21 protein-coding genes are annotated in these 23,365 nt (G+C 73.1%); 9 read left to right on the forward strand and 12 right to left on the reverse strand.

The features are described 5' to 3' along the window. Window positions 1–92: 92 nt before the first annotated feature. The 5 genes from K4G22_RS18545 (at window position 93) to K4G22_RS18565 (ending at window position 5,018) form a co-directional block, all read left to right on the forward strand. Entirely contained in the window at window positions 93–776 is a 684-nt protein-coding gene (locus K4G22_RS18545; protein WP_228081404.1) for a helix-turn-helix transcriptional regulator, read from the forward strand. Between the two features lie 161 nt (window positions 777–937). Continuing rightward, the gene (gene galT / locus K4G22_RS18550; RefSeq protein ID WP_228084145.1) at window positions 938–1,990 is read left to right on the forward strand and encodes a galactose-1-phosphate uridylyltransferase; all 1,053 of its coding nucleotides are present in this window, start codon (window positions 938–940) and stop codon (window positions 1,988–1,990) included. Further along, complete coding sequence (galE, locus tag K4G22_RS18555; protein ID WP_228081405.1) at window positions 1,987–2,949, forward strand: UDP-glucose 4-epimerase GalE; 963 nt, start codon at window positions 1,987–1,989, stop codon at window positions 2,947–2,949. Before galT ends, galE begins: the two co-directional genes overlap by 4 nt. Next, window positions 2,946–4,082, forward strand: a complete 1,137-nt coding sequence (gene galK / locus K4G22_RS18560) for a galactokinase (RefSeq protein ID WP_228081406.1) — start codon at window positions 2,946–2,948, stop codon at window positions 4,080–4,082. Before galE ends, galK begins: the two co-directional genes overlap by 4 nt. Window positions 4,083–4,307: 225 nt before the next feature. Further along, the gene (locus K4G22_RS18565; RefSeq protein ID WP_228081407.1) at window positions 4,308–5,018 is read left to right on the forward strand and encodes a LuxR C-terminal-related transcriptional regulator; all 711 of its coding nucleotides are present in this window, start codon (window positions 4,308–4,310) and stop codon (window positions 5,016–5,018) included. Here the strand turns inward: K4G22_RS18565 and K4G22_RS18570 are convergent. Next, window positions 5,015–5,506, reverse strand: coding sequence for a MarR family winged helix-turn-helix transcriptional regulator (locus K4G22_RS18570; RefSeq protein WP_228081408.1), 492 nt, complete (start codon window positions 5,504–5,506; stop codon window positions 5,015–5,017). The genes K4G22_RS18565 and K4G22_RS18570 overlap by 4 nt on opposite strands. 87 nt (window positions 5,507–5,593) lie before the next feature. On the opposite strand from K4G22_RS18570, the gene K4G22_RS18575 reads away from it, so the two are divergent. Both K4G22_RS18575 and K4G22_RS18580 read left to right on the forward strand, forming a co-directional pair. After that, window positions 5,594–6,394, forward strand: a complete 801-nt coding sequence (locus tag K4G22_RS18575) for a trans-aconitate 2-methyltransferase (protein ID WP_228081409.1) — start codon at window positions 5,594–5,596, stop codon at window positions 6,392–6,394. A gap of 213 nt (window positions 6,395–6,607) precedes the next feature. Further along, window positions 6,608–7,012, forward strand: a complete 405-nt coding sequence (locus K4G22_RS18580; RefSeq protein ID WP_228081410.1) for a rodlin — start codon at window positions 6,608–6,610, stop codon at window positions 7,010–7,012. 119 nt (window positions 7,013–7,131) lie between these two features. Here K4G22_RS18580 and K4G22_RS18585 read toward each other — a convergent pair whose 3' ends face one another. Beyond that, window positions 7,132–7,809 carry a TetR/AcrR family transcriptional regulator gene (locus tag K4G22_RS18585; RefSeq protein ID WP_228081411.1) on the reverse strand — a complete coding sequence of 226 codons (678 nt, stop codon included), beginning with the start codon at window positions 7,807–7,809 and terminating at the stop codon, window positions 7,132–7,134. A gap of 7 nt (window positions 7,810–7,816) precedes the next feature. After that, on the reverse strand, window positions 7,817–8,845 hold the full coding sequence (locus K4G22_RS18590; RefSeq protein WP_228081412.1) for an acyl-CoA desaturase: 1,029 nt from the start codon (window positions 8,843–8,845) through the stop codon (window positions 7,817–7,819). A gap of 372 nt (window positions 8,846–9,217) precedes the next feature. On the opposite strand from K4G22_RS18590, the gene ppc reads away from it, so the two are divergent. Next, window positions 9,218–11,953 carry a phosphoenolpyruvate carboxylase gene (gene ppc / locus K4G22_RS18595; RefSeq protein WP_228084146.1) on the forward strand — a complete coding sequence of 912 codons (2,736 nt, stop codon included), beginning with the start codon at window positions 9,218–9,220 and terminating at the stop codon, window positions 11,951–11,953. Window positions 11,954–12,017: 64 nt separating this feature from the next. Here ppc and K4G22_RS18600 read toward each other — a convergent pair whose 3' ends face one another. The 8 genes from K4G22_RS18600 to K4G22_RS18635 form a co-directional block, all read right to left on the reverse strand. Further along, on the reverse strand, window positions 12,018–12,512 hold the full coding sequence (locus K4G22_RS18600) for a hypothetical protein (RefSeq protein WP_228081413.1): 495 nt from the start codon (window positions 12,510–12,512) through the stop codon (window positions 12,018–12,020). 50 nt (window positions 12,513–12,562) lie between these two features. Then, window positions 12,563–13,171 (reverse strand): aminoacyl-tRNA hydrolase, encoded by a 609-nt coding sequence (gene pth / locus K4G22_RS18605; RefSeq protein WP_228081414.1) that lies wholly within the window; start codon window positions 13,169–13,171, stop codon window positions 12,563–12,565. Window positions 13,172–13,227: 56 nt separating this feature from the next. Next, on the reverse strand, window positions 13,228–13,818 hold the full coding sequence (locus K4G22_RS18610; protein WP_228081415.1) for a 50S ribosomal protein L25/general stress protein Ctc: 591 nt from the start codon (window positions 13,816–13,818) through the stop codon (window positions 13,228–13,230). A gap of 449 nt (window positions 13,819–14,267) precedes the next feature. Beyond that, the gene (locus K4G22_RS18615; RefSeq protein ID WP_228081416.1) at window positions 14,268–15,245 is read right to left on the reverse strand and encodes a ribose-phosphate diphosphokinase; all 978 of its coding nucleotides are present in this window, start codon (window positions 15,243–15,245) and stop codon (window positions 14,268–14,270) included. A gap of 90 nt (window positions 15,246–15,335) precedes the next feature. Continuing rightward, window positions 15,336–16,799: a bifunctional UDP-N-acetylglucosamine diphosphorylase/glucosamine-1-phosphate N-acetyltransferase GlmU gene (glmU, locus tag K4G22_RS18620; RefSeq protein WP_228081417.1), complete on the reverse strand. Its 1,464-nt coding sequence runs from the start codon at window positions 16,797–16,799 to the stop codon at window positions 15,336–15,338. 76 nt (window positions 16,800–16,875) lie between these two features. Beyond that, a complete protein-coding gene (locus K4G22_RS18625) occupies window positions 16,876–17,826 on the reverse strand; it encodes a cellulose-binding protein (RefSeq protein WP_228081418.1) in 951 nt (316 codons plus the stop codon). A 39-nt stretch (window positions 17,827–17,865) separates the two neighbouring features. Further along, window positions 17,866–20,259 (reverse strand): SUKH-4 family immunity protein, encoded by a 2,394-nt coding sequence (locus K4G22_RS18630; RefSeq protein ID WP_228081419.1) that lies wholly within the window; start codon window positions 20,257–20,259, stop codon window positions 17,866–17,868. Beyond that, entirely contained in the window at window positions 20,256–21,230 is a 975-nt protein-coding gene (locus K4G22_RS18635) for an SMI1/KNR4 family protein (protein WP_228081420.1), read from the reverse strand. The genes K4G22_RS18630 and K4G22_RS18635 overlap by 4 nt, the downstream gene beginning before the upstream one ends. 152 nt (window positions 21,231–21,382) lie before the next feature. Between K4G22_RS18635 and K4G22_RS18640 the strand changes: the two genes are divergently transcribed. Next, complete coding sequence (locus K4G22_RS18640) at window positions 21,383–22,291, forward strand: SUKH-3 domain-containing protein (protein ID WP_228081421.1); 909 nt, start codon at window positions 21,383–21,385, stop codon at window positions 22,289–22,291. Window positions 22,292–22,327: 36 nt separating this feature from the next. Here the strand turns inward: K4G22_RS18640 and K4G22_RS18645 are convergent, their stop codons facing one another. Beyond that, on the reverse strand, window positions 22,328–23,329 hold the full coding sequence (locus tag K4G22_RS18645; RefSeq protein ID WP_228081422.1) for a nucleoside triphosphate pyrophosphohydrolase: 1,002 nt from the start codon (window positions 23,327–23,329) through the stop codon (window positions 22,328–22,330). Between the last annotated feature and the right edge of the window lie 36 nt (window positions 23,330–23,365).

The following is a 23,365-nucleotide window of genomic DNA, read 5'->3' on the forward strand; positions in this document are numbered from 1 at the left end:
GGGGGGCCGGGGTTCGGTCCCCCCACCGGTGTCAGGGATGTCCGAGAGGTCCGAAGGATCCGATGGATGTCCGAGGAGGGGAAGGCGCGACGATGACGCTCCGGGTCGTGGTCGTCGACGACCGGCGGTTGGTCGCTGAGGCGTTGGCCTCGGCGCTGCGGGTGCGCGGGCATCGGGTGTTGGGCGCCGCCGCGCCCTCGGCGCGGGCCGTCGAGCTGGTGGCCGGCAAGCAGCCGGAGGTCTGTCTCTTCGGCTGTGTGACGCCGGAGGCGCCCGGCGCGCTCGCCCAGGTGGCCCGTATCCACCACGAGTTCCCGCGCTGCGCCGTGGTGGTGCTCGGCCCGGTGCCCAGGCCGGTCGGCGTCGCGGCGGCCTTCGCGGCCGGTGCCCGTGGCTATGTCCGCCATGACGAGCGGATCGAGGGCGTGGAGCGGGCGATGGCCAAGGCCAGGGCCGGCGAGGCGGCCGTCGCTCCCCAGCTGCTGCGGGAGGCGTTCGCCGAGCTCCTGCACCCGCGTGACGGAGCGCACGCGGAGGGCGCCAGGCTGGCCGGCCTGCTCACCGAGCGCGAGGCCGACGTGCTGGCCCGGATCGTCGAGGGTGAGGACACCCGGCGGATAGCCACCGGCCTCGGCGTGGCGCCCAGCACCGCCCGCACCCATGTCCAGCGGCTGCTGACCAAGCTGGGCACGGCCTCCCGGCTGGAGGCCGCCGCCCTCGCCGTCCGCACGGGGCTGCTGGAACATCTGGAACACCTCCGTCAGCGGCCCATCTGACGCCGCGCCCCACCCCCTGCCCCCGCCCCTTCAGGCCCGCGCATTGACGCGCGGGTGTTCTTCCCTGCATTCTTATGTTTGATTCTGTTGAACAGTGCGCTGGACTGCATGGGATGGCGAGGCAAAGCCGGATGCTGCAAGGGACCGGGGCGAACACCGGGATGACGAAGACGTCGACCAGACTGGCCGACGGCCGCGAGCTCCTCTACTACGACGCGGTGGACACCACCGACCGCTCCGACGAGGCGGCGGTCGACCGCAGACCGCTGCCGAAGACCACCTCCAGCTCCGAGGTGCGGCATCACGCCCTGCTCGACGAGCACGTCGGCTACGCCGCCCACCGACAGTCCCGCATCTACCACCCGCCGGCCGACCAGTGCCCGCTCTGCCCCACCAGCGGCGACCGGCTGAGCGAGATACCGGCCGACTCCTACCAGGTCGCCGTCTTCGAGAACCGCTTCCCCTCCTTCGGCGGCGACGTCGGCCGCTGCGAGGTGGTCTGCTTCACCTCCGACCACAACGCCTCCTTCGCCGACCTCACGGAGGAGCAGGCCGCCCTGGTGCTCGCCGCCTGGACGGACAGGACCGACGAGCTGTCCCGGCATCCGGGCGTCCGCCAGGTGTACTGCTTCGAGAACCGCGGCGCCGAGATCGGCGTCACCCTCGCGCACCCGCACGGCCAGATCTACGGCTACCCGTTCGTCACCCCCTTCACCGAGCGGGCGCTGCGCTCCGTCGCCGAGCACAAGCGGCGCACCGGCGGCAACCTCTTCGACGAGCTGCTCGCCGCCGAGCGGTCCGAGGGCCGCCGGATCGTGCTGGAGAGCGGGCACTGGACGGCCTTCGTGCCCTACGCGGCCCGCTGGCCCTACGAGGTGCACCTCTACCCGAACCGCAGGCTGCCCGACCTGCGCGGGCTGAACGAGGCCGAGCGCGCCGAGTTCCCCGCCGTCTATCTGGAGCTGCTGCGCCGCTTCGACCGGATCTTCGGCCCCGACGCCGGCCCCACCCCCTACATCTCCGGCTGGCACCAGGCTCCCTTCGACGTACCTGACCGCGAGGATTACGCGCTCCACCTGGAGTTGTTCACCATCCGCAGGAGTGCGGACAAGTTGAAGTTCCTGGCCGGATCGGAGTCCGGCATGGGGGCCTTCGTCAGTGACGTTCTGCCGGAGGCCGCCGCCGACCGGCTGCGAGAGGTGGCAAGCGCATGAGGTATCTGGTCACGGGTGGAGCCGGCTATGTCGGCGGCGTGGTCGCCGCCCGGCTGCTGGCCGCCGGACACCGGGTGACGGTGCTGGACGACCTGTCCACCGGCTTCCGGGCCGGCGTCCCCGAGGGCGCCGAGTTCGTCGAGGGCCGGGTGCGGGACGTCGCGCGCTGGCTGGACGACTCCTACGACGGGGTGCTGCACTTCGCGGCCTGCTCCCAGGTCGGCGAGTCCGTCGTGGACCCGGAGAAGTACTGGCGCAACAACGTCGCCGGCACCATCGAGCTGCTCGCCGCGATGCGCGACGCCGGGGTGCGCACCCTGGTCTTCTCCTCCACCGCGGCCGTCTACGGCGAGCCGACCTCGACGCCCATCACGGAGGAGGCCACCACCGCGCCCACCAACCCCTACGGCGCCACCAAGCTCGCCGTCGACCAGATGATCACCGGGGAGTGCGCCGCCCACGGCCTGGCCGCCGTCTCGCTGCGCTACTTCAACGTGGCCGGCGCCCTCGGCGCCCAGGGCGAGCGGCACGATCCGGAGAGCCATCTGATCCCCATCGTGCTCCAGGTCGCCCAGGGCCGCCGGGAGTCGATCTCCGTCTACGGCACCGACTACCCGACCCCCGACGGCACCTGTGTCCGCGACTACATCCATGTCGACGACCTGGCCGAGGCGCATCTGCTGGCGCTGACCGCCGTCTCCCCGGGCGAGCACCTGATCTGCAACCTGGGCAACGGCAACGGGTTCTCCGTGCGCCAGGTGATCGAGACCGCCCGCGAGGTCACCGGGCACCCCATCCCCGAGACCGTGGCCGACCGCCGCGCCGGCGACCCGGCCGTGCTGGTGGCCTCGGCCGAGCGCGCCAGGACCCGCCTGGGCTGGCGTCCTGGCCGCCAGGACCTGGCGGACATCATCGCCGACGCCTGGGCCTTCGCCCAGCGAGAGGAGCCGAGCGCGTGAGCAGCCATCAGCAGGTGTTCGGGGTCGAGCCCGACGGCGCCTGGAGCGCCCCTGGACGGGTGAACCTCATCGGGGAGCACACCGACTACAACGAGGGCTTCGTGCTGCCCTTCGCGCTTCCGCACGCCACCGTCGCCACGGTCACCAGGCGCGACGACCGGGTGCTGCGGCTGCGTTCGCGGGACGTCGGCCACGCCGTCGTCGAGCTGAGCCTGGACGCCCTGACGCCGGGCTCCGTGCCCGGCTGGGCGGGCTACCCGGCGGGCGTGGCCTGGGCGCTGGAGCGCGCGGGCCACCGGCTGGCCGGCGCCGACATCCGCTTCGCCTCCGACGTTCCCACCGGCGCCGGGCTCTCCTCCTCGGCGGCGCTTGAGGTCGTCACCGCGCTCGCCCTCAGCGAGCTGAACGGCCTCGGCCTGGACGTGGCCGAGCTGGCCAGGATCGGCCAGCTCGCGGAGAACGACTTCGTCGGCATGCCCTGCGGCATCCTGGACCAGATGGCGTCCGCCGCCTGTGCCGAGGGCCATGTGCTCTTTCTGGACACCAGGGATCTCGGCCGCCGGCAGGTGCCGTTCGACATGGCCGCCGAGGGCCTTCGGCTGCTGGTCGTCGACACCCAGGTCAAGCACGCCCACGCGGACGGCGGTTACGCGGACCGCCGCGCGGAGTGCGAGGCGGGGGCGGCGAAGCTCGGCGTCCCGTTCCTGCGCGATGTGCCCTTCGCCGAGCTGGACGCGGCGCTCGCCCGGCTGGACGACGAGGTGGTGCGGCGCCGGGTGCGCCATGTGGTCACGGAGGACCGCCGGGTCGAGCGGGTCGTCGGGCTGCTCGACGCGGGCCGGGCCCGGGAGATCGGCCCGCTGCTGACCGAGGGGCACGCCTCGCTGCGCGACGACTTCGAGGTCTCCTGCCCCGAGTTGGATCTGGCGGTGGAGACAGCCGACGCGGCGGGCGCCCTCGGGTCCCGGATGACGGGCGGCGGGTTCGGCGGCTCGGCCGTCGCGCTCGTCCCCGAGGAGTCGGTCGCCGCGGTCAGCCGCGCCGTGCTCGACGCGTTCGCGGCCAGAGGTCTCAAGGAACCCCGGATCTTCGAGGCGATTCCCTCCGCCGGGGCCCGTCGCCTGCCGGCGTGACCGCACCGATATCCGCACTTCGGCGAAACCCCTTCCACCGGGGAGCGCCAGCCGTAGGCTGATCCCAGCACCGGTGGGGGCCGGTGCCGATCAGGGGGCGAGACGGTGGGCGCGGCGCCCTGTCCGGCAACAGACCCTCGGCGGCGGCCGTGTGGTCAGGACACGCGAGGACAGGGCGCCGCGCCCGCCTGGCCCGCCGCTTCGACGCGACCCCAGGGGCTTTCGGTGGACCGTATTCGGGTGCTGGTGGTGGACGAGCACCGGATCTTCGCAGAGTCGCTGGCCACCGCCCTCGCGGCGGAGGCGGATGTCGAGGCCATGGCCGTCGGCAGCGTGCTCGCGGCCCACCAGCTGCTGGAGCAGGTCAGGCAGGGCCGACAGCCCCCCTTCCAGGTGCTGTTGCTCGATGTGGAGCTCCCGGGCGCCGTCGAGCCGACGGCCGATGGCCCGACCGAGGCCACCGCCCTGCTCGACCTGACGCGCGAGCGCTTCCCCGAGCTCAGAACTGTCATGCTCGCGGCATGCGACGATCCGGCCATGGCCGCCAGGGCGCTGAGCGGGGAGGCGCGCGGCTGGGTGGCCAAGGACAGCTCGCTGGCCCGGCTGCTCCAGGTGATCAGGGGTGTGCTGCGCGACGAGACACACCTGCCGCCGGGGCTGCTCACCGGCGTGCTGCGCGAACTCCAGGCCGACCGGGCGCACCGGGGCGAGCGTCAACGGCTGGTCGAGTCCCTGACGCCGCGCGAGTTGGAGGTGCTGCGTTGCATGCTCGCCGGTCTCGGCCGTAAGGCCGTCGCCGAGCGGCTCTATCTCTCCCCGCACACGGTGCGCACCCATATGCAGAACGTCCTGGGCAAGCTGAACGTGCACTCGACGCTGGCCGCCGTGGCCCTCGCCCGGCGCGCCGGCATCCCCCCGGCGGACGGCGCGCCCTAGAAGTTGTCGAAGGGCGCGGTGAGCGCGCGGAGCAGCGCGGCGAGGTCGCGGCGCTGGGCGGGGGTGAGATCGGCCAGGATCGCCCGTTCCTGCTCCAGCAGCCCGGCCAGGGCGCTGTCCGCGTGATCGCGGCCCGCCGGGGTGAGCCGGACCAGGACCCCGCGCCGGTCGCTCGGGTCGGGGAGCCGTTCCACCAGCCCCTTCTTGGCCAGCCGGTCGATGCGGTTGGTCATGGTGCCCGAGGTGACCAGGGTCTGGGTGAGCAACTGCCCCGGGGAGAGCTGATAGGGGTCGCCGGCTCGGCGCAGCGCGGTGAGCACGTCGAACTCCCACGGCTCCAGGCGGTGTTCGGCGAACGCCAACCGCCTGGCCCGGTCCAGGTGGCGGGCCAGCCTGCTCACCCGGCTGAGCACTTCGAGCGGCTCCACGTCGAGATCGGGCCTCTCCCGCCGCCAGGCCGCGACCAGCCGATCCACCTCGTCCTCCATGAGGCCAGTCTAGTTGTTCTGTCGACGTGAAGTCTCACGTCATCAAGCTTCTTGACGTCAAGAGAGAACGGGGGCAGGATCCGGCGTATGGCATCCGCACAGCACCTCAGGTGGGATCCGGCCCAGTACCAGCGGCACGGTCGCCACCGTTCCCGTCCCCTGACCGAACTCGTCGCGCGCGTACCGGAGTTGCCGAGCCGGCCGAGGATCGCCGATCTGGGCTGCGGGCCCGGCGGGCCCACCGTCTCGCTCCTGGAGCGCTGGCCCGACGCCCGGATCACCGGCTTCGACAACTCCCCCGAGATGCTCGCCGCGGCGGAGGCCACGGCGGGGCGGTCCGTGCGGTTCGTCGAGGCCGACCTGGCGAGCTGGCGGCCGGCCGAGCCCTGGGAGCTGCTGATCGCCAACGCCGCCCTCCAGTGGGTGCCCGACCACCACCTCCGGTTCCCCGAGTGGGTGGCCGGGCTGGCCCCCGGCGGGGTGCTGGCCTTCCAGGTGCCGGGGAACTTCGCGGCCCCCAGCCACCGGCTGATGCGGGAGGTCGCCGAACGCCCGCGCTGGCGCGCCCGGTTGGCCGGCGTGCTCCGCGCGGCCGACCCCGTGCTCACCCCCGAGGGCTACCTCGCCGCGCTGGCCCCGCTCTGCCCGGAGGTCGACGTCTGGGAGACCACCTACCTCCACCGGCTGGCCGGCGAGGATCCGGTCCTCGACTGGGTCAGCGGCACGGGCCTGCGCCCCGCGCTCACCGCCCTGGAGGACGATCCGGCGGCCAGGGACGCCTTCGTCGCCGAGTACGCGGCCGAGCTGCGCGCCGCCTACCCGGCGGACGCCCACGGCACCGTCTTCCCGTTCCGCCGGATCTTCGCCGTCGCCAGGAGGGCCCGGTGACTCCGGGGCCGGCCGCGGGGCGCCCGCCGTCTCGCACGGTGGCGCGGGGTGGGGGGCGGGTGAGCCGTCGCGCGCCCCCCGAAGTGCGCTGACAAGCCCCCAATGGGCCTCAGATTGCGCGATTCGGGTGAACGGAGGCAACTGAATCCACTGAGAAGCGTTGTTCAGGGCGCTCCGGAAACAGGGCATCCCAGAACTCGGAAGGACAAGCTTGTGATCAAGAAGTCGCTTGCCACGGTCGCGGTCGCGGCCTCCGCTGTCGGCATGGCCGGCATCGCCGCCACCCCCGCCATGGCCGCCGACGACTCCGAACTCACCACGATCAACGGCAACGGTGCCTCGGACCGGGTTGGCAACACCACCACCGGCGGCTACATGAGCCCCAACATGGCGCTGATCAACAGCTCCCTGAACGACGTCTGCCTGCCGATCGCCGACATCAACAAGCTCAACGTCGGTTCCGTCGTCGGCCTCATCCCGATCACCGTTCAGGACGTGCTCACCAGCAGCAACGACCAGACCTGTGCGGAGAACTCCACCCAGGTGGACGGCGACGACCCGCTGTCGCACGTGCTGTCGGACATCCCGATCCTGTCGTGGAACGGCATCAACGACTGAGGCACCCCGCCTCCCGTGGCGCCGGCCGGCACGCCGTATCCGTCAGACGCCACACCCCTTCCTCGGCCCTCCGACCGGATCAGTCAGCTCCGGTCGGAGGGCCGAGGGCCGTCTCCGGGTCACACCCGGCGACGGCCCACCAGCTTCGGGTCGTGCTCAAGCCCCTGGAGCCCGTGCCAGGCCAGGTTCACCAGATGCGCCGCCACCTCGGCCTTCTTCGGCTTGCGGACGTTGAGCCACCACTGCCCGGTCAGCGCCACCATCCCCACCAGCGCGTGGGCGTACATCGGCGCCAACTTCGCGTCATAGCCCCGGCTCTTGAACTCCAGGCCGAGGATGTCCTCGACCTGGGTGGCGATGTCACCGATCAGCGAGGCGAAGGTCCCGGTGGACTGGGCCACCGGGGAGTCCCGCACCAGGATGTGGAAGCCGTCGGTGTATCGCTCGATGTAGTCCAGCAGCGCGAACGCCGCCTGCTCCAGCAGCTCGCGGGGGTGCCCGGCGGTCAGCGCCCCGTTCACCATGGACAGCAGCCGGCTCATCTCGCGGTCGACGACCACCGCGTAGAGGCCCTCCTTGCCGCCGAAGTGCTCGTAGACCACCGGCTTGGAGACCCCCGCCTTGGCGGCGATCTCCTCCACCGAGGTGCCCTCGAACCCACGCTCGGCGAAGAGGGTGCGTCCGATGTCCAGCAGCTGCTCTCGACGTTCGGTGCCGGTCATCCGTCTGCGGGTCCGCCGATTGGCGCGGGCCGGCCGGTCTTTGCCGCTGTCGCTGGTGCTGTTTTCGGTCGCCACGCCCCCATCATGCCGTCTCGGCCGGTGCGCCTTCCCGCCGGTTTCCCGAGGCGGCGCCGGCGCCCTTCGGCGCGACCCGCCGCGCCCTGAGCCGGGAGTCCCTCGGCCAGCGCACGTCCCAGGCCCAGCCGGCCAGCTCCAGCAGCCGGATCAGCCGCGCGCTGGAGTCCACCTGCCAGCGGTCGACGCCGTGCCGCGCGCAGGTGGGGTCGGCATGGTGCAGGTTGTGCCAGGACTCGCCGCAGGACAGCACGGCCAGCCACCAGACGTTGCCCGAGCGGTCGCGGGACCTGAAGGGGCGCTTGCCGAGGGCGTGACAGAGGGAGTTGATCGACCAGGTCACATGGTGCAGCAGTGCGACGCGCACCAACGAGCCCCAGAAGAAGGCCGTCAACGCGCCCTGCCACGACCAGGTGGCGAGGCCGCCGATCAGCGCGGGCGTCGCCAGCGACACCGTCGTCCACCAAGCGAAGTGTCGGGAGACCCGGCGCAGGTCCGGATCGTCGACCAGATCGGGGGCGTACTTCCGGGGGCAGGTCCGCTCGCTGTCGAACATCCAGCCCATATGGGCCCACCACAGGCCCTTGAGCAGGGCGGGCACGGTCTCGCCGTAGCGCCAGGGGGAGTGCGGGTCGCCCTCGGCGTCCGAGTGCTGGTGGTGCTTGCGGTGATCGGCGACCCACCGCACCAGCGGCCCCTCCACGGCCATCGAGCCCGCGACGGCCAGGGCGATCCGCGTCCGCCGGCCCGCCTTGAACGCCCCATGCGTGAAGTGCCGGTGGAAGCCGACCGTGATGCCGTGGCAGGTGAGGAAGTAGAAGGCCACCAGCAGCCCCAGGTCCAGCCAGCTCACCCCCCAGCCCCAGGCGAGCGGCACGGCGGCCAGCACCGCCAGGAAGGGCACCACGATGAAGAGGGCCAGGGCGAACTGTTCGACCGTGCGGCGCTGTTCACCGCTCCGGGTGGCGGGCGGCGGCGCGGGCTGCCGCGCGGATTCGGCTCGGGGCGGGGGAACCCGATCGGGGGTGCTGGTCATGAGCGTTTTCCTCGGGGAGGTTTGGGAAGGGGGGACGGGGGCGCCGCCGGCCGGCACGCGCCTCCTGGTGCGACGGCCCACTACCGGTGGGGGCCACGACGGCCCTGTCGGCCGGAGAGCTCGCGCTACCTACGGGACCGTAACCTACGGCTACGTAAGTATCGCTGTTCACCGAGTGCGACAAGGCACGTGCCGGGGAAGCCACCGAGAGGTGAAGAACCCGTAAGGGCGGCTCACTACCATGGGACGGTCGGACAGCGCGGTCCGCTACGTGCCCAAACGACCTGCCAGAAGAGTCAGCTGCGAGGAGCCGCACCCGTGAGCAGTCCCGACAGCAAGAGCCGCCAGCCCCAGCCAGCTGGCGCCGCCGATATCCCGGACGCCAAGGGGGCCCCGGAAAGTAGTAGCGCGCTCCGCGCCGATATCCGCCGACTGGGCGACCTGTTGGGGGAGACCCTGGTCCGGCAGGACAGCCCGGAGCTGCTGGAACTGGTCGAGCGGGTCCGCGCGCTCACCAGGAGCGACGGGGAGGCCGCCGCCGAGCTGCTCGGTTCCACCGATCTGACCACGGCGGCCAAGCTGGTCCGTGCCTTCTCCATCTACTTCCATCTGGCCAATGTCACCGAACAGGTGCACCGTGGCCGCGAGCTGCGGCAGCGCCGCGCGGCCGAGGGCGGCGCGCTCACCCGCACCGCCGACATGCTCAAGGACGCCGACCCCGCGCACCTGCGGGAGACGGTCGCCGCGCTGGGCGTGCGCCCCGTCTTCACCGCGCACCCCACGGAGGCGGCCCGCCGTTCGGTGCTCACCAAGCTGCGTCGGATCGCGGAGCTGTTGGACCGCCCCGAGGCGGAGGACGGCGGCGACCGGCGCCGCACCGACCTGCGGCTCGCGGAGAACATCGACCTCATCTGGCAGACCGACGAACTGCGGGTCACCAGGCCCGAGCCGACCGACGAGGCCAGGAACGCCGTCTACTACCTGGACGAGCTGCACGCCGGCGCCGTCGGCGACCTGCTGGAGGACCTCTCGGCCGAGCTGGAGCGGGCCGGCGCCGAACTGCCGTCCGACGCCCGCCCGCTGACCTTCGGCACCTGGATCGGCGGCGACCGCGACGGCAACCCCAACGTCACCCCCGACGTCACCTGGGACGTCCTGCTGCTCCAGCACGAGCACGGCATCTCCAGCGCCCTGGAGCACATCGACGAGCTGCGCAGCGCGCTCTCCAACTCCATCCGCAACTCCGGCGCCAGCGAGGAGCTGTTGGAGTCGCTGCGGCGCGATCTCGAGCTGCTGCCCGAGATCACCCCGCGCTACAAGCGGCTCAACGCCGAGGAGCCCTACCGGCTCAAGGTCACCTGCATCCGGCAGAAGCTCCTCAACACCAGGGAGCGGCTGGCGGCGGGCAACCCGCACGCCGAAGGCCGTGACTACCTGGGCACCGGCGGCCTGCTCGCCGACCTGGCCGTGGTCAGGGACTCGCTGCGCACCCACCGGGGCGAGCTGATCGCGGGCGGCCGGCTTGAGCGGCTGATGCGCACCATCGCGGCCTTCGGCCTCCAGCTGGCCACCATGGACGTCCGCGAACACGCGGACGCCCACCACCACGCGCTCGGCCAGCTCTTCGACCGGCTGGGCGAGGAGTCCTGGCGGTACGCCGACATGCCGCGCGAGTACCGCGCCAAGCTGCTGGCCAGGGAGCTGCGCTCGCGCCGTCCGCTGGCCCCGACGCCGGCCCCGCTGGACGCCGCGGGCTCCCGGACGCTGGGCGTCTTCGAGACGGTGCGCAAGGCGCTGGACGCCTTCGGCCCCGAGGTGATCGAGTCCTACATCATCTCCATGTGCCAGGGCGCCGACGACGTCTTCGCCGCCGCCGTGCTGGCCAGGGAGGCAGGCCTGCTCGACCTGCACGCCGGCTGGGCCAGGATCGGCATCGTCCCGCTGCTGGAGACCACCGACGAACTGCGCATCGCCGACGAGCTGTTGGACGCGATGCTCTCCGACCCCTCCTACCGGCGCCTCGTCTCGCTCAGGGACGACGTGCAGGAGGTCATGCTCGGCTACAGCGACTCGTCGAAGTTCGGCGGCATCACCACCTCGCAGTGGGAGATCCACCGCGCCCAGCGCCGGCTGCGCGACGTGGCGCACCGGCACGGCGTGCGGCTGCGGCTCTTCCACGGCCGGGGCGGCACGGTCGGCCGGGGCGGCGGACCCACCCACGACGCGATCCTCGCGCAGCCCTGGGGCACGCTTGAGGGCGAGATCAAGGTCACCGAGCAGGGCGAGGTCATCTCGGACAAGTACCTGGTCCCCTCCCTCGCCAGGGAGAACCTGGAGCTGACCGTCTCGGCCACCCTCCAGGCGTCGGCGCTGCACACCGCCCCGAGGCAGTCCAGCGAGGCGCTGGCCCGCTGGGACGCGGCGATGGACACCGTCTCCGAGGCCGCGCACGGCGCCTACCGGGACCTGGTCGAGGATCCCGACCTGCCGGCCTACTTCTTCGCCGCCACCCCCGTCGACCAGCTCGCCGAGCTGCATCTGGGCTCGCGCCCCTCGCGCCGCCCCGACAGCGGTGCGGGACTCGACGGGCTCCGCGCCATCCCGTGGGTCTTCGGCTGGACGCAGTCCCGGCAGATCGTCCCCGGCTGGTTCGGCGTCGGCTCGGGCCTGAGGGCGGCCCGCGAGGCCGGCCTCGACGAGGTGCTCGCCGAGGCCTTCGGGCACTGGCACTTCTTCCGCAACTTCCTCTCCAACGTCGAGATGACGCTGGCCAAGACGGATCTGCGGATCGCCAGGCACTATGTGGAGACGCTGGTCCCCGACGAGCTGCGGCACGTCTTCGACACCATCCAGGCCGAGCACGAGCGGACGGTCGCCGAGGTGCTGCGGATCACCGGCGAACAGGAGCTGCTGGACGCCGACCCGGCCCTCCAGCGCACGCTGCACATCAGGGACGCCTATCTGGACCCGATCTCCTACCTCCAGGTCACCCTGCTCGACCGGCAGCGTGCCGCCGCCAAGCGCGGCGAGGAGCCCGACCAGCTGCTCTCCCGCGCCCTGCTGCTCACCGTCAACGGAGTGGCCGCCGGTCTGCGCAACACCGGCTGAACCGACGTGCCCCCCGCCGCACCAGGTGCGGCGGGGGGCGACGACTCTGGGGGCAGATCCGGTGTCAGATCCAGAGCAGGAACGTGGCCAGCAGGGCGGCGAGCGCGGTGCCCGCCATCGCCCAGGCGGCGCGGTAGAGCCGCAGCCCGCCGCCCACCGCCACGGCCGCGAGCAGCAGCGCGCCGCTCAGCGGCAGAAACGCGTAGAGGACGCCGGCGGGGCCCGAGCGGACCACCTCGTCGCTGCCGGGGATCAGCGCCACGTCCAGCGTCTCGCCCTCGGCCCGCGCCAGGCGCTGCTCCAACACCACCAGCTCGCCGCTGGGTTGGAACGGCCCGACGCACTGCTCCCGGTCGCAGGTGAGCAGGGTGACCTCGCCCCGTTCGGCGTCGGAGAGCAGTACATGGCGCCCGGTGTCCCAGGCGGCCCAGCCGCCGGCCACCAGCAGCAGCACGGCCAGCAGCCCCATCACCACGAGGCGGCCCAGCAGCAGCGCGCCGAACGCGCTCTCACTGGCCCGGCGGGCAACGCTGCGGCGGCTGGCCTGGGTCGCTGGCATGGCGCTGATCCTTGGCCAAAGCCGCGCGCTGGGTCAAGCCCGAGGGGCGATCAGCCGTTGTACTCGCTCTGCGCCCGCTCCAGGCCCTCAGTGACCAGCGCCTCGGCGGCGTCGGCGGCCCGGTCCACGTGGAAGTCGAGCTCCTTCCGCTCCACCGAGGCGAAGTCCCGCAGGACATAGGCCGCGACGTCCATCCGGCCGGGGGGACGCCCGACGCCGAAGCGGACCCGGAAGTAGTCCTTGCCCAGCGTCGAGGTGATCGACTTCAGCCCGTTGTGGCCGTTGTCCCCGCCGCCGCGCTTCAGCCGCAGCACCCCGTAGCCGATGTCCAACTCGTCGTGCACGACGACGAGTCGGGACGGCGGCACCCGGTAGAACGCGCAGAGCGCGCCGGTCGGGCCGCCGGACACGTTCATGAACGACATGGGTTTGGCCAGCACCACCCGGGGCCCGCCGGCGCCGGGCGGGCCCAGCCGCCCCTCCAGCGCCATCGCCCGGGACCGGTGCGCCTTGAAGGCGCCGCCCAACCGTTCGGCCAGCAGATCCACCACCATGAAGCCGACGTTGTGCCGGTTCGCGGCGTAGCCGGGACCCGGGTTGCCGAGACCGACGATCAGCCACGGCCCGTCGGGCGCCGTCGTGGCACCGGCGTCGTTCATGCGTCAGTTCCTTCCACCGGCCGGGCCCGTCCGGGCCCGGCCACGGTCGCCGAGCTTCAGCTGGCTTCCCCTTCGCCCTCAGCGCCGGAGTCGGCGGACGGCTCCTCGGCCTGCGGCTGGAGCACCTGGACGATGACGTCGTCGGGAGACCCGGCCAGCGTGGTGCCGGCCGGCAGCGTGACGTCCTTGGCCAGCAGGGAGTCACCCACCGTGAGGCCGTCCACGGAGACGGTGACCGACTCCGGGATGTTGGTGGCCTCGGCCTCGACCGACAGGGTGTTGACCACGTGCTCCAACAGGCCACCGCCGGGGGCCAGTTCGCCCTCGGTGATGATCCGGATCTCGACGTTGACCTTCTCGCCGCGCTTCACGACCAGCAGGTCGGTGTGGACCAGGAAGCCGCGGATCGCCTCGCGCTGCACGGCCTTGGGGATCACCAGCTCCTCGCGACCCTCGATGTCGAGGGTGATCAGGACGTTGGAGTTCTTGAGCGCCATCATCAGCTCGTGCCCCGGCAGCGTCACATGCACCGGGTCGCCACCGTGCCCGTAGACGACGGCGGGAACCTTGCCGGCGGCGCGGATACGGCGCGAGGCGCCCTTCCCGAACTCGGCCCTCGGCTCGGCGGTGATCTTCACATCAGCCATGGCTGCGCTCCTCGTGGTGTGACCGAAAACATAGATGGTCACTCGGCCCTGGGCGGGCCTGCACAAAGAGCGCGTCGATAACGGATGGGCCCCGGGGGCCTCCCTCGCCGAGCAACGCCCCGAGTGTACCCAGCGGATCGCCTCGCGGCTCAACCGGGCCCTCACCACGCCCCGACGGCCGGGGCCCGCCGCGCCGGACCGGTGTGGGCGGCGTGGGGGAAAGTGCCCTGGCGGCGGGCTTCGCCCGGGAGCGCTCCGGGCCCGGGCCCCGGGCCGAAAGCGCCGCTGCCCGGCGAGTGGGGGGCCGCACGCCGGACGGGCGGGTGGCCGTGTGGCCGGGCGTCTTCCCAGGGGTTCCACCCCCACCGGGGGCTTTGCCCCCGGTGGGGGTGGAACCCCTGGGCCCGTCTCGGGGCGGGGCTTGTCGCTTGGGCCAGCCCGGGCTCGGGCTACGCGTCGCCCTCGAAGAGGCTGGTGACCGAGCCGTCCTCGAAGACCTCGCGGACCGCGCGGGCGATGGTGGGGGCCATGGACAGGACCGTGATCTTGTCGAGGGCGACCTCGCCCGGCGTGGGCAGGGAGTTGGTGAAGATGACCTCGCTCACCCGGGAGTTCTTCAGCCGGTCCGTCGCCGGCCCGGAGAGGACGCCGTGGGTCGCGGCCACGATGACGTCCGAGGCCCCGTTGGCGAACAGCGCGTCGGCAGCCGCGCAGATCGTGCCGCCGGTGTCGATCATGTCGTCGACCAGGACGCAGACCCGGTCCTTCACGTTGCCGACCACCTCGTGGACGGTGACCTGGTTGGCGACGTCCGGGTCCCGGCGCTTGTGGACGATGGCCAGCGGGGCGGCCAGCCGGTCCGCCCAGCGGTCCGCGACGCGCACCCGGCCGGCGTCGGGGGAGACCACCGTCAGCTTCTCGCGGTCCACCCTGCTGCCGATGTAGTTGGTGAGCACCGGCAGCGCGAAGAGGTGGTCGACCGGACCGTCGAAGTAGCCCTGGACCTGGTCCGCGTGCAGGTCCATGGTGATGATCCGGTCGGCGCCCGCCGTCTTCAGCAGGTCCGCCATCAGCCGCGCGGAGATCGGCTCCCTACCACGGTGCTTCTTGTCCTGCCTGGCATATCCATAGAACGGAATGATCACCGAGATACTCCGCGCCGAGGCCCTCTTCAGCGCGTCGAGCATGATCAGTTGTTCCATGATCCATTTATTGATCGGCGCGGTGTGACTCTGCATCAGAAAACAGTCGGCACCCCGCACGGACTCCTGGAAACGCACATAGATCTCGCCGTTGGCAAAGTCCTGAGCCTTGGTCGGGACCAGTCCCACGCCCAATTCGGCGGCGACCTCCTTCGCCAGCTCGGGGTGGGCGCGGCCGGAGAAGAGCATGAGTTTCTTCTCACCGGTCGTCTTGATCCCGGTCACAGTACGTCTCCTTGGAATCCGCGGTTCGGCGCTCGTTCACCCCAAAGGGGCCCTCCTACGGTACGCCGTGGACCGGCCGGCGCGAACCCGTCAGGCGTTATCTTGATCGCGCTCCGCCGCAGCTAGAGCCGCCTCGGCGGCCTCGGCGGCGGCCGATCCCGGCCGCCTTCGCGCGACCCAGCCCGCCACATTTCGCTGCTTGCCACGGGCTACCCCGAGTGACCCCGGGGGAACGTCGAGCGTGATCACGGAACCCGCGGCGGTGTAACTCCCGTCCCCGACCGTGACCGGGGCCACAAACGTATTGTCCGCTCCCGTTCGGCAGTGCGAACCGATGGTGGTGCGGTGTTTGGCCTCACCGTCGTAGTTCACCACCACGCTGGACGCGCCGATGTTGGTGTGCTCACCGATGGTGGCGTCGCCGACATAGGAGAGGTGCGGGACTTTGGTGCCGGTGCCGAGGGTGGAGTTCTTCACCTCGACAAAGCCACCGACCTTGCTGTCGGTGCCCAGCAGGGTGCCGGGGCGCAGATAGGAGTAGGGGCCGACTTTGGCGCCCGTGCCGATCACCGCCGTGTCGGCGACCGTGTGGACCACCAGCGCGCCCTCGCCCACCGTGCAGTCCTTCAGCTGCGTTCCCGGGCCCACCTCGGCGAAGGCCGCCACATGGGTGGCGCCCAGCAGTTGGCAGCCCGGCTGCACCAGCGCGTCCGGCTCGAAGGTGACGGTCGCGTCGATCCAGGTGCTCGCCGGGTCCACGACCGTCGCCCCGGCCAGCATCGCGCGCTCGACCAGGCGGTCGTTCAACAGCCGGCGCGCCTGCGCCAGTTGGACCCGGTTGTTGATGCCGACCAGCTCCCTGGGGTCGGCCGCCAGCTCGGCGCCGACGCGGTGCCCCTCGGCGCGCAGGATGCGCAGCACGTCGGGCAGGTACTCCTCGCCCTGGCTGTTGTCGGTGCCGACCTTCGTGAGGGCCTCGGCCAGCAACTCCCCGTCGAAGGCGAAGACGCCGGAGCTGACCTCGCGGATCGCCAGGGTGTCGGTGGACGCGTCCTTGTGCTCCACGATCTCGGCCACCGAGCCGTCCGGCTCCCGCACCACCCGGCCGTAGCCGGTGGCGTCCGGCAGCTCCATGGTGAGCACCGTCACCGCGTTGCCCTCGGTGGTGTGCCGCTCGGCCAGCGCGCCCAGCGTCGCCGACGTCTGCAACGGGGTGTCGCCGCAGGTGACCAGCACCGTTCCGGTGGGCGCCCCGCCCTCGGCGGCCAGGGCGTGCAGCGCGGTGCGCACCGCGTGCGCCGTGCCGCGCCGCTCGTGCTGGACGGCGGTCTGCACCTTGGCGTCCAGCCGCGCCAGGTGGTCCGTCACCTGCTCCCGGCCGTGGCCGACCACGACCACCAGCCGCTCGGGCGCCAACTCCCCGGCCGCCGTGACCACATGGCCGACCATGGAACGGCCGCACAGCTCGTGCAGCACCTTGGGCGTCGCCGACTTCATGCGGGTCCCCTCGCCCGCTGCGAGAACGATGATGGCTGCCGGACGGTTGGAACTCACGAGGATCGCGTCCTTAGGTCTGCGGTACGGGGGGATGATCCGCAGGATACCCACGTGCCGCCGCCCGGCCCTCGCGTCAGCCCCGGCGGGGCTCCCCGCCTTCCGCGCCCTCCCAGCCTGCGCCGGCCTCCTCGGCGGGCTCGCCCAGCGGGCGCACGGCCGGCCGGCGCGGGGCGCGCCCGGTCAGCGCGGCCAGCGTGGTGCGCAGGTGCGTCATATACGCCCGCACCTGGTCGGCCCGCTCCTCCTGGAGGCGCAGCATCCGCTCCGCGTCCTGCTCGATCCGCAGCCGCCGCGCCTCGGCGTCGGCCAGCAGCTCGGCGCGGCGCGCCTCCGCCGCCTCGTTGCGCGCGCGGACCGCGCCCTCGGCCTCGGCCAACTCCCGCCTGGCCTGCTCCCAGACCGCGTCGGCCCGCTCCGTCAGCTGCCGCACCCGCGCCTCGACGGAGGCGCTCCTGGCGGCCATCCGCTCCTCGGCCAGCCGGCCGCTGGCCCGCGCCTTGGACCGCTGCTCGGCCAGCAGTGCCTCCGCGTGCCTGGCGACATCGGCCAGCGCGGCGTCCGCCGTGGCGCGCACCCGGGCCGCGCGGGCGCGCTCCCGCTCCAGCAGGCCCCGGCCCTCGGCGTCCGCCTCGTCCAGCGCCCGCCTGGCCTCGGCCTCCGCGGTCACCCGCACCTGGGCGGCCTCGCGGGCCGCCCGCTCCCGCAGCGCGCGGCTGAACTCCTCGGCGCCGCGCAGCAGCGCCTCCGCGTCCGCCTCGGCCGACTCGCGCACGCCGGTGGCCTCGGCGACCACCTCGGCCAGCAGCAGTTCGGCGCGCTCACCCAGCGTGGAGAAGTCCGGCTCGGGCAGCGCGGCGACCTCGGCGCGCAGCGCGGCGGCCCGCTCACCCAGCCGGTCGGCGCGCAGCCCCACCTCGGCCAACCTGCGCCACGCCTCGTCGCGCTCCCGGCCCAACGCCGCCAGAACGCGGTCCACCTGCTGCGGCGAGTAGCCCCGCCCCCGTGCCGTGCGGAAACCCGTCATAGCCAAGATGATCCCCCATCAGCGGCGGGGACATCCGAACTACAGCAGACCGTCCCACATCTGTTCCAGCAGAACCGACCACCAGCTCTCCGGATCGGACACGGCCATCGGGTCGAGCGAGGCGAGCTGGGCCTGGAAGTCCGTCGTCCAGCGGCCGGCCTGCTCGGACGTGAGGCCGTAGCGCAGCCGCCACATCCGGCCGAGCAGCGCCATGGACCGCGCGAACTGGGGCAGCGAGGCGTTGACGAACTGCGGCGGCGCGCCCTGCCCGCCGGGACCGGCCTCAAGCGGCACGGCCACGATATGCGCGGTGCCGTACTGCACACAGAGCTGCCGTCCGAAGTCGCTGCCCACCACCAGATAGGAACCGGCGTCGGGCGCCGGCTGGACACCGTGCTCCATCGCCACCTCGGCCAGCGTGGGGATCGGCATCCCCGGCTGGGCCCTGGCCCAGAAGAACGGCGGGATCTCCATCGGGACGCCGCTCCAGGCGAGGGTCTGCGCCACCACCTCCGGCACCCCCTGCCGGGAGGCGAACCTCGGCTCGTAACGGAACACCAGATGCGGCCCGAACGCCTCGGCCAGCTCCTGCCCGATCACGTCGAGGCCCACGGCCGGCGCCGGCGGCTGCTGCGGCAGCGGGGCGCGCACCGGGGCGGAACGCGGGGGGCCGTCGGCGAACTGCTGCAACTCGTCCTGGTGCTCCACCAGATGACGCACGCCCGCCTGGCGGGAGGCGAAGTCCGTGCCGTAGGCGGCGGTGTTGGTGATCCGCACCTGGGGCCAGGTCTCCCGGATCATCCGGGCGCAGTAGCCGCCCGGCAGCTCGCAGGACTGCAACTCGGTGTGCAGTTCGATCACCTGCTGTGCCGGTACCTGCATGGCGAGCAGCTCGTGCAGGATCTGCCACTCGGGGTGCGGCATGCCGGGCGCCGAGCGGCGGATGAGCTGCTGCTCGGAGCCGTCGGGGCCGCGGTAGCGCAGCACCGCCATATAGCCGGAGCCGACGGCCGGCTGTGCCTCCTGCGGGTAGCCGTAGGAGGGCGGCGGCGGGGTGGAGCCGGGCAGGGGCCCCTGCCCGGGCAGCGGCGCCGGGCCCTGGGGGCCTGGCCCCGGGCCCGGGCCGCCGAGCGAGGCGCCGAGTCCCGGGCCGCCGGGCGGGCCCGGCTGGGCCGCGGGGCCAGGCGGCGGTGGCGGGCCCTGGGGCGCGCCGGCGGGCCCCGGGGGCGGCGGCGTGCCACCGGGGGACTGCGAGCGCAGCGAGGCCACCACGTCCGGGTCCACCATCTGGGTGGGGACGTAGGCGACCTCCTCGCCCGCGGTCTGCTCGTCCGCCTGCGGGCGGGCGCCGCGCGGCGCGCCGGGCGCCGACGGCGGGGGCGGCACCGGCATCCCGGGGCCGCCGGCCGGGCGGCTGCCTGGCCCGCCGATCTGCGTCTTGTGGGTGTCCTCAGCGGCGATCCGCGCCGCCCCCGGCGGCGGGGGCGTGCCCGGGACGTTCGGCGGCGCCGGCGGCGGGCCGACGGGTGCGCCGGGCGGCGCGTTCCTGAGGCCGGGCGGCTGGAGATCGCCCGGCGGGGGCTGGACCGCCGTCTGGGGCAGCGCGCTGCCCTGCGGCAGCACGGTGGTCCTGGCCTCGGACGTGGTCGGCCCCGGGGCCAGCCGCTGTCCGTCCGCGTTGGTCAGCGGGGCGGAGAACACGGTGGCGGGCGGGGCCATCGCCTCCGCCTCCTCGGCGCTGCCCGAGGTGTCCGTGCCCGCCCAGGGGGAGGCGCTCGCCGGCGCCGCGTCCCGCTGGGCCGGCTGCTCGGGCTTGTCGGGCTTGTTGGGGGACTTGTCGTCGCCACCCGGCGTCACATCGGCGGCGGCCCACGGGTTGTCGCTCGGCGCGGGGGCCTCGGGGGCCGGCGGCGTCGGAGCGGCGGAAGCGGCGGCCGGGGCCGGCGGCTTGAACGGGGCGAACGGATCGGGCGCCGCCGGCCGCTCGGCCGCAGGCTTCCCCATGGAGAACGGCTCGGAGGCGGGCGGCGGCGGGGACGGCGCGGCGGCGCCCGGCCTGTTGTCCGGGATACCGGCCTTGTCGGCCGCTGCCTGGAGCCACTCGGGCGGGGTCAGCAGGAAGGAGGTGGCCTCCAGATCGACGGACCTCGGCGGCTCGGGAGCGGGCACGGGATCCGTCGAACCGCCGTACTCCTCCTCGTACCGCCGGATGATCTCGGCCACCTCCAGCGCCGGCCAGTAGGTGGCCTCACCGCTGTCCCTGGCGATGACCAGCCGGCCGCCGCCGGCCTCGACGCCGGACGCCTCCTCGGCCCAGGCCACGAAGCCCAGGGCGAACTCCCGCACCCGCGCCGTGCGCGCCGGCGCGCCGGCGCCGTTCACCCAGCGCTCGGCGCGCTCCTGTGCCTGCGCGAACGTGACCAACGCGCTCACTCCTCAACCGGGACGACGGTGGCGAAGCCGCCGTCCACCATCAGATCCGCCACGGTCTCCAGCTCCGGCGGGGAGCCGGCCAGCCGGCGAAGGAAGTCGTCGAAGTCCTCGCCGCAGGGCAGCAGCAGCTCGGCGACACGTTCGGTGACGGCGAGGCCGTCCCGGTCCCGCGCGTCGTCCACCGGGCAGAGCCAGACGGAGCCCGTGCCCTCGCCGCGCACCCGCACCGCCACGATGCCGCCCTGCGCGAACCCCACCGCCAGGTAGTCCTTGGTGAGATGGTCGCGCAGGCACTTGTTGATGTAGACGAGGTCGTTGACCGCCGCCTCCTCACGCAGGGTGAAGAACGGCTGGTCGACCAGCAGGCCCAACTCGGCGTCCAGCGCGACCCCCACGGGGGCGCAGCCGCCGGCGGCCTTGAGGAACGCCCGGTAGGCGGGCGGCAGCTGGTTGCCCAGCTTCTCCTCGGCGGCGCGCAGCCGCTCCTCCGGGACGGCCAGCCCGCTCGGCAGCTTGAAGTGCGCCGGGCGCGGATCGGTCAACGGCCGGGTGCCGCGCTTGTGCTGGTCGACCGCGGTGGTGGCGAGCCCGCCGTGGTGCCGCAGCAGCGCCTTGACCTCGACCGGGACCAGTTCGAGCCGCCGCGAGTTGGCCACGTGGTGCCAGGTCCAGCCGTGCGGGGTGGCGACGGCCGGCAGCTCGGCCCAGAGCGGATGACCCGAGGCGTGCAGCGCCGCGTTGGCCGACACGTAGTCCGTCAGCCGCAGTTCGTCCACGCCGAAGCCGGCCGGCGGCTCGGCGATCTCGGCCGCCGCTCTGGCGTAGCGCGAGAAGTCGGGATAGCCCTGTGCGTCCACCCGGACACCGTGCGGATATCTGCCCGCGCGGACCGGGTCGGGAAACTGCACCACCTGACCGGCATAGGCCCTGTTCGGTGGCGCGGCCTGTTGCCCGAGCCGACCTGTCGTCATGGCGTTAAGCCCCCTGCTGTTGCCTCTCGCTGTTGCGGCACAGCCTATGGGTTCCACCAGTCGGTGGCACGATCGTCCTCGTGATATCGGAAATCCACGGCCAGCCGTCGGGCGGTCAGCAGGATCGCGACCCTCGACCGGCACCTCCCGAGATGCCACGTGGCCGCGACGGCATCCTGCCGACCACCGCCGCCGCGCTCTCCCTTCCGGACCGGGCTCAGCCGCTGACCGGCACCGCCAGCCGCAGCACGCCGCCGCCCGAGCCACACCCGGTGGTCGCCGAGATCCTCGCCGGACTCGGCACCGCCCAGCGGGAACGTCACATCGGACGTTGCCCGGAGCCCGCCCTGCTCTCCCGTCTGCTCACCGAGGTCGGCGCGCGCGACGTCGACGAGGCCAGAGAGGCGCTGACGGGCGCGGGCATCACCACACGCCACATCCGCGAGGACGGCGACCCGTTGCACGGCGCGCACGCCCCGCACTGCCGCTCCTGCGCCGTGCTGCTGGCGCGGTTGGACGTGCCGACGCAGGGCCCGGATCCGGCCGTTGTCGGCGGCGCCGATCCGGGCGGCGGGCCGACGGCCGGCGCGCCGTGGTCGATCGGCACGGTCGACCAGGCGTTGGCCGCCGCCGGTTGGACGCCGGGGCGTTCCCACGCGGCCCGCGCGGAACGCTGGGCGGATGTGCTCAGCGGCCACCGTTCGCCCCAGGGGCACGCGCATCAGCTCTTCCCCGCCGCCTTCGAGGCGTGGGCCGAACTGGGGGAGATCACCCTGCACCCCACCGGACCCGGGGTCGCCGTGGCGCCCCACGCGGTGACCATCAACCCGCTCGCCGGTGTGCACTGGGTGCGCACCCTGAGCGACTTGGGGAACGCACTGGGCACCCGGCTCTGCCCGCTGGGCGAGGAAGTGAACGGCACCGCCCTGTTGGCCATCGACCGCGAGGCGCGGCTGTATGGCATTGACCACACCGGTGACTGGTTTCTCGGCTGGGATGTGCTCAGCGGTCTGGCCACCCTGCTCACGGGGACCCTGCCGCACCGCCTGGCGCCGTCCTGAGCGGGCGGGACCGGGCGCCTCAGCCGCCGGCCTGCCTCAGCCGCCGGCCGCGATGATCGCGTCGCGATAGGCGCGGGCGGCGGCGCGCAGCGCCGTCTCCGGGTCGACCCCGGCGGCCTCGGCCTCGGCGGCCAGCGCCAACAGCCGGTAGCCGAACCCCTGATCAGCGCCGTCGGGGCCGTCGTTCGGGTCGCCCCCGGGCAGCGGCACCGCCAGCCCCGCCGTCCTGACCCGGCCGGTCAGCTTGGCGGCCAGGGCCAGCCCCGGCTGGCCCAGCGGGATTCCCTCGGTCAGCGAGGTGCGCTGCTTCTCGGTCGCCTTGGCGGTCAGCCACAGTGCCTTGACGTCCTCCGGAGTCGTGGCGTGCGCCTCGCCGAAGACATGCGGATGGCGCCGGATCAGCTTGTCGACGATGGTGCCGGCGACATCGTCGATGTCGAAGGGCTCCTCGGGGGCGTCGGCGGCGATCCTCGCGTGGAAGACCACCTGGAGCAGGACGTCGCCCAACTCCTCCCTGATCTCGTCGGGATCGCCCGTCTCCACGGCCTCGATCAGCTCGTGGACCTCCTCCAGGCCGTAGCGCGCGAGATCCGCGTTGCTCTGGATGGCCGCCCACGGGCAGTTGGCCCTGATCTCGTCCATCACCCGCACCAGATCGAGGAGCCTGGCGCCGGGGAGGTCGTAGGAGCCGGGCAGCAGCTCAAGCTCGGGCAGGGTCCGGAAGCGTCCGGAACCGGCCATTCCGGCCAGCTCGTTGGTGAGGTCGGGCTCGCCCTCGGCGCCGGCCAGCACGACCACCGTCCGGCCCCCGGCGCACGCGGCGACCAACTCGGCCGCGCCCGGCACACCGTCCGACACGGCGACCCCGGCCTCCCGCAGATAGGGGCCCTGGGGGTGCGAGCTGTCCCCGCACACCACCGAGTCGGCCTCGTGCAACACCTGCCAGGCCGGCCAGGACAGCAGCCCGGGGGCCACCCGGTGGCTGGTGGTCAACAGAACGATCCGGCCAGAAGCGCCGTTGAGGTCTCGCACGGTCATCCGTCGACCCTAACCGCGCCGTTGGGGGACCGGGCC

The organism is Streptomyces profundus (assembly GCF_020740535.1).
Classification (GTDB): domain Bacteria; phylum Actinomycetota; class Actinomycetes; order Streptomycetales; family Streptomycetaceae; genus Streptomyces; species Streptomyces profundus.

What these genes read in the sequence shown, in the direction of transcription:
- K4G22_RS18545 (WP_228081404.1), top strand. Translation starts at nt 93, where the DNA reads ATGACGCTCCGGGTCGTGGTCGTCGACGACCGGCGGTTGGTCGCTGAG.
- K4G22_RS18610 (WP_228081415.1), bottom strand. Translation starts at nt 13,818, where the DNA reads ATGGCTGATGTGAAGATCACCGCCGAGCCGAGGGCCGAGTTCGGGAAG.
- K4G22_RS18570 (WP_228081408.1), bottom strand. Translation starts at nt 5,506, where the DNA reads ATGGAGGACGAGGTGGATCGGCTGGTCGCGGCCTGGCGGCGGGAGAGG.
- K4G22_RS18625 (WP_228081418.1), bottom strand. Translation starts at nt 17,826, where the DNA reads ATGACGGGTTTCCGCACGGCACGGGGGCGGGGCTACTCGCCGCAGCAG.
- pth (WP_228081414.1), bottom strand. Translation starts at nt 13,171, where the DNA reads ATGAACGACGCCGGTGCCACGACGGCGCCCGACGGGCCGTGGCTGATC.
- K4G22_RS18590 (WP_228081412.1), bottom strand. Translation starts at nt 8,845, where the DNA reads ATGACCAGCACCCCCGATCGGGTTCCCCCGCCCCGAGCCGAATCCGCG.
- K4G22_RS18635 (WP_228081420.1), bottom strand. Translation starts at nt 21,230, where the DNA reads ATGACGACAGGTCGGCTCGGGCAACAGGCCGCGCCACCGAACAGGGCC.
- K4G22_RS18640 (WP_228081421.1), top strand. Translation starts at nt 21,383, where the DNA reads ATGCCACGTGGCCGCGACGGCATCCTGCCGACCACCGCCGCCGCGCTC.
- K4G22_RS18600 (WP_228081413.1), bottom strand. Translation starts at nt 12,512, where the DNA reads ATGCCAGCGACCCAGGCCAGCCGCCGCAGCGTTGCCCGCCGGGCCAGT.
- galE (WP_228081405.1), top strand. Translation starts at nt 1,987, where the DNA reads ATGAGGTATCTGGTCACGGGTGGAGCCGGCTATGTCGGCGGCGTGGTC.
- K4G22_RS18575 (WP_228081409.1), top strand. Translation starts at nt 5,594, where the DNA reads ATGGCATCCGCACAGCACCTCAGGTGGGATCCGGCCCAGTACCAGCGG.
- galT (WP_228084145.1), top strand. Translation starts at nt 938, where the DNA reads ATGACGAAGACGTCGACCAGACTGGCCGACGGCCGCGAGCTCCTCTAC.
- K4G22_RS18645 (WP_228081422.1), bottom strand. Translation starts at nt 23,329, where the DNA reads ATGACCGTGCGAGACCTCAACGGCGCTTCTGGCCGGATCGTTCTGTTG.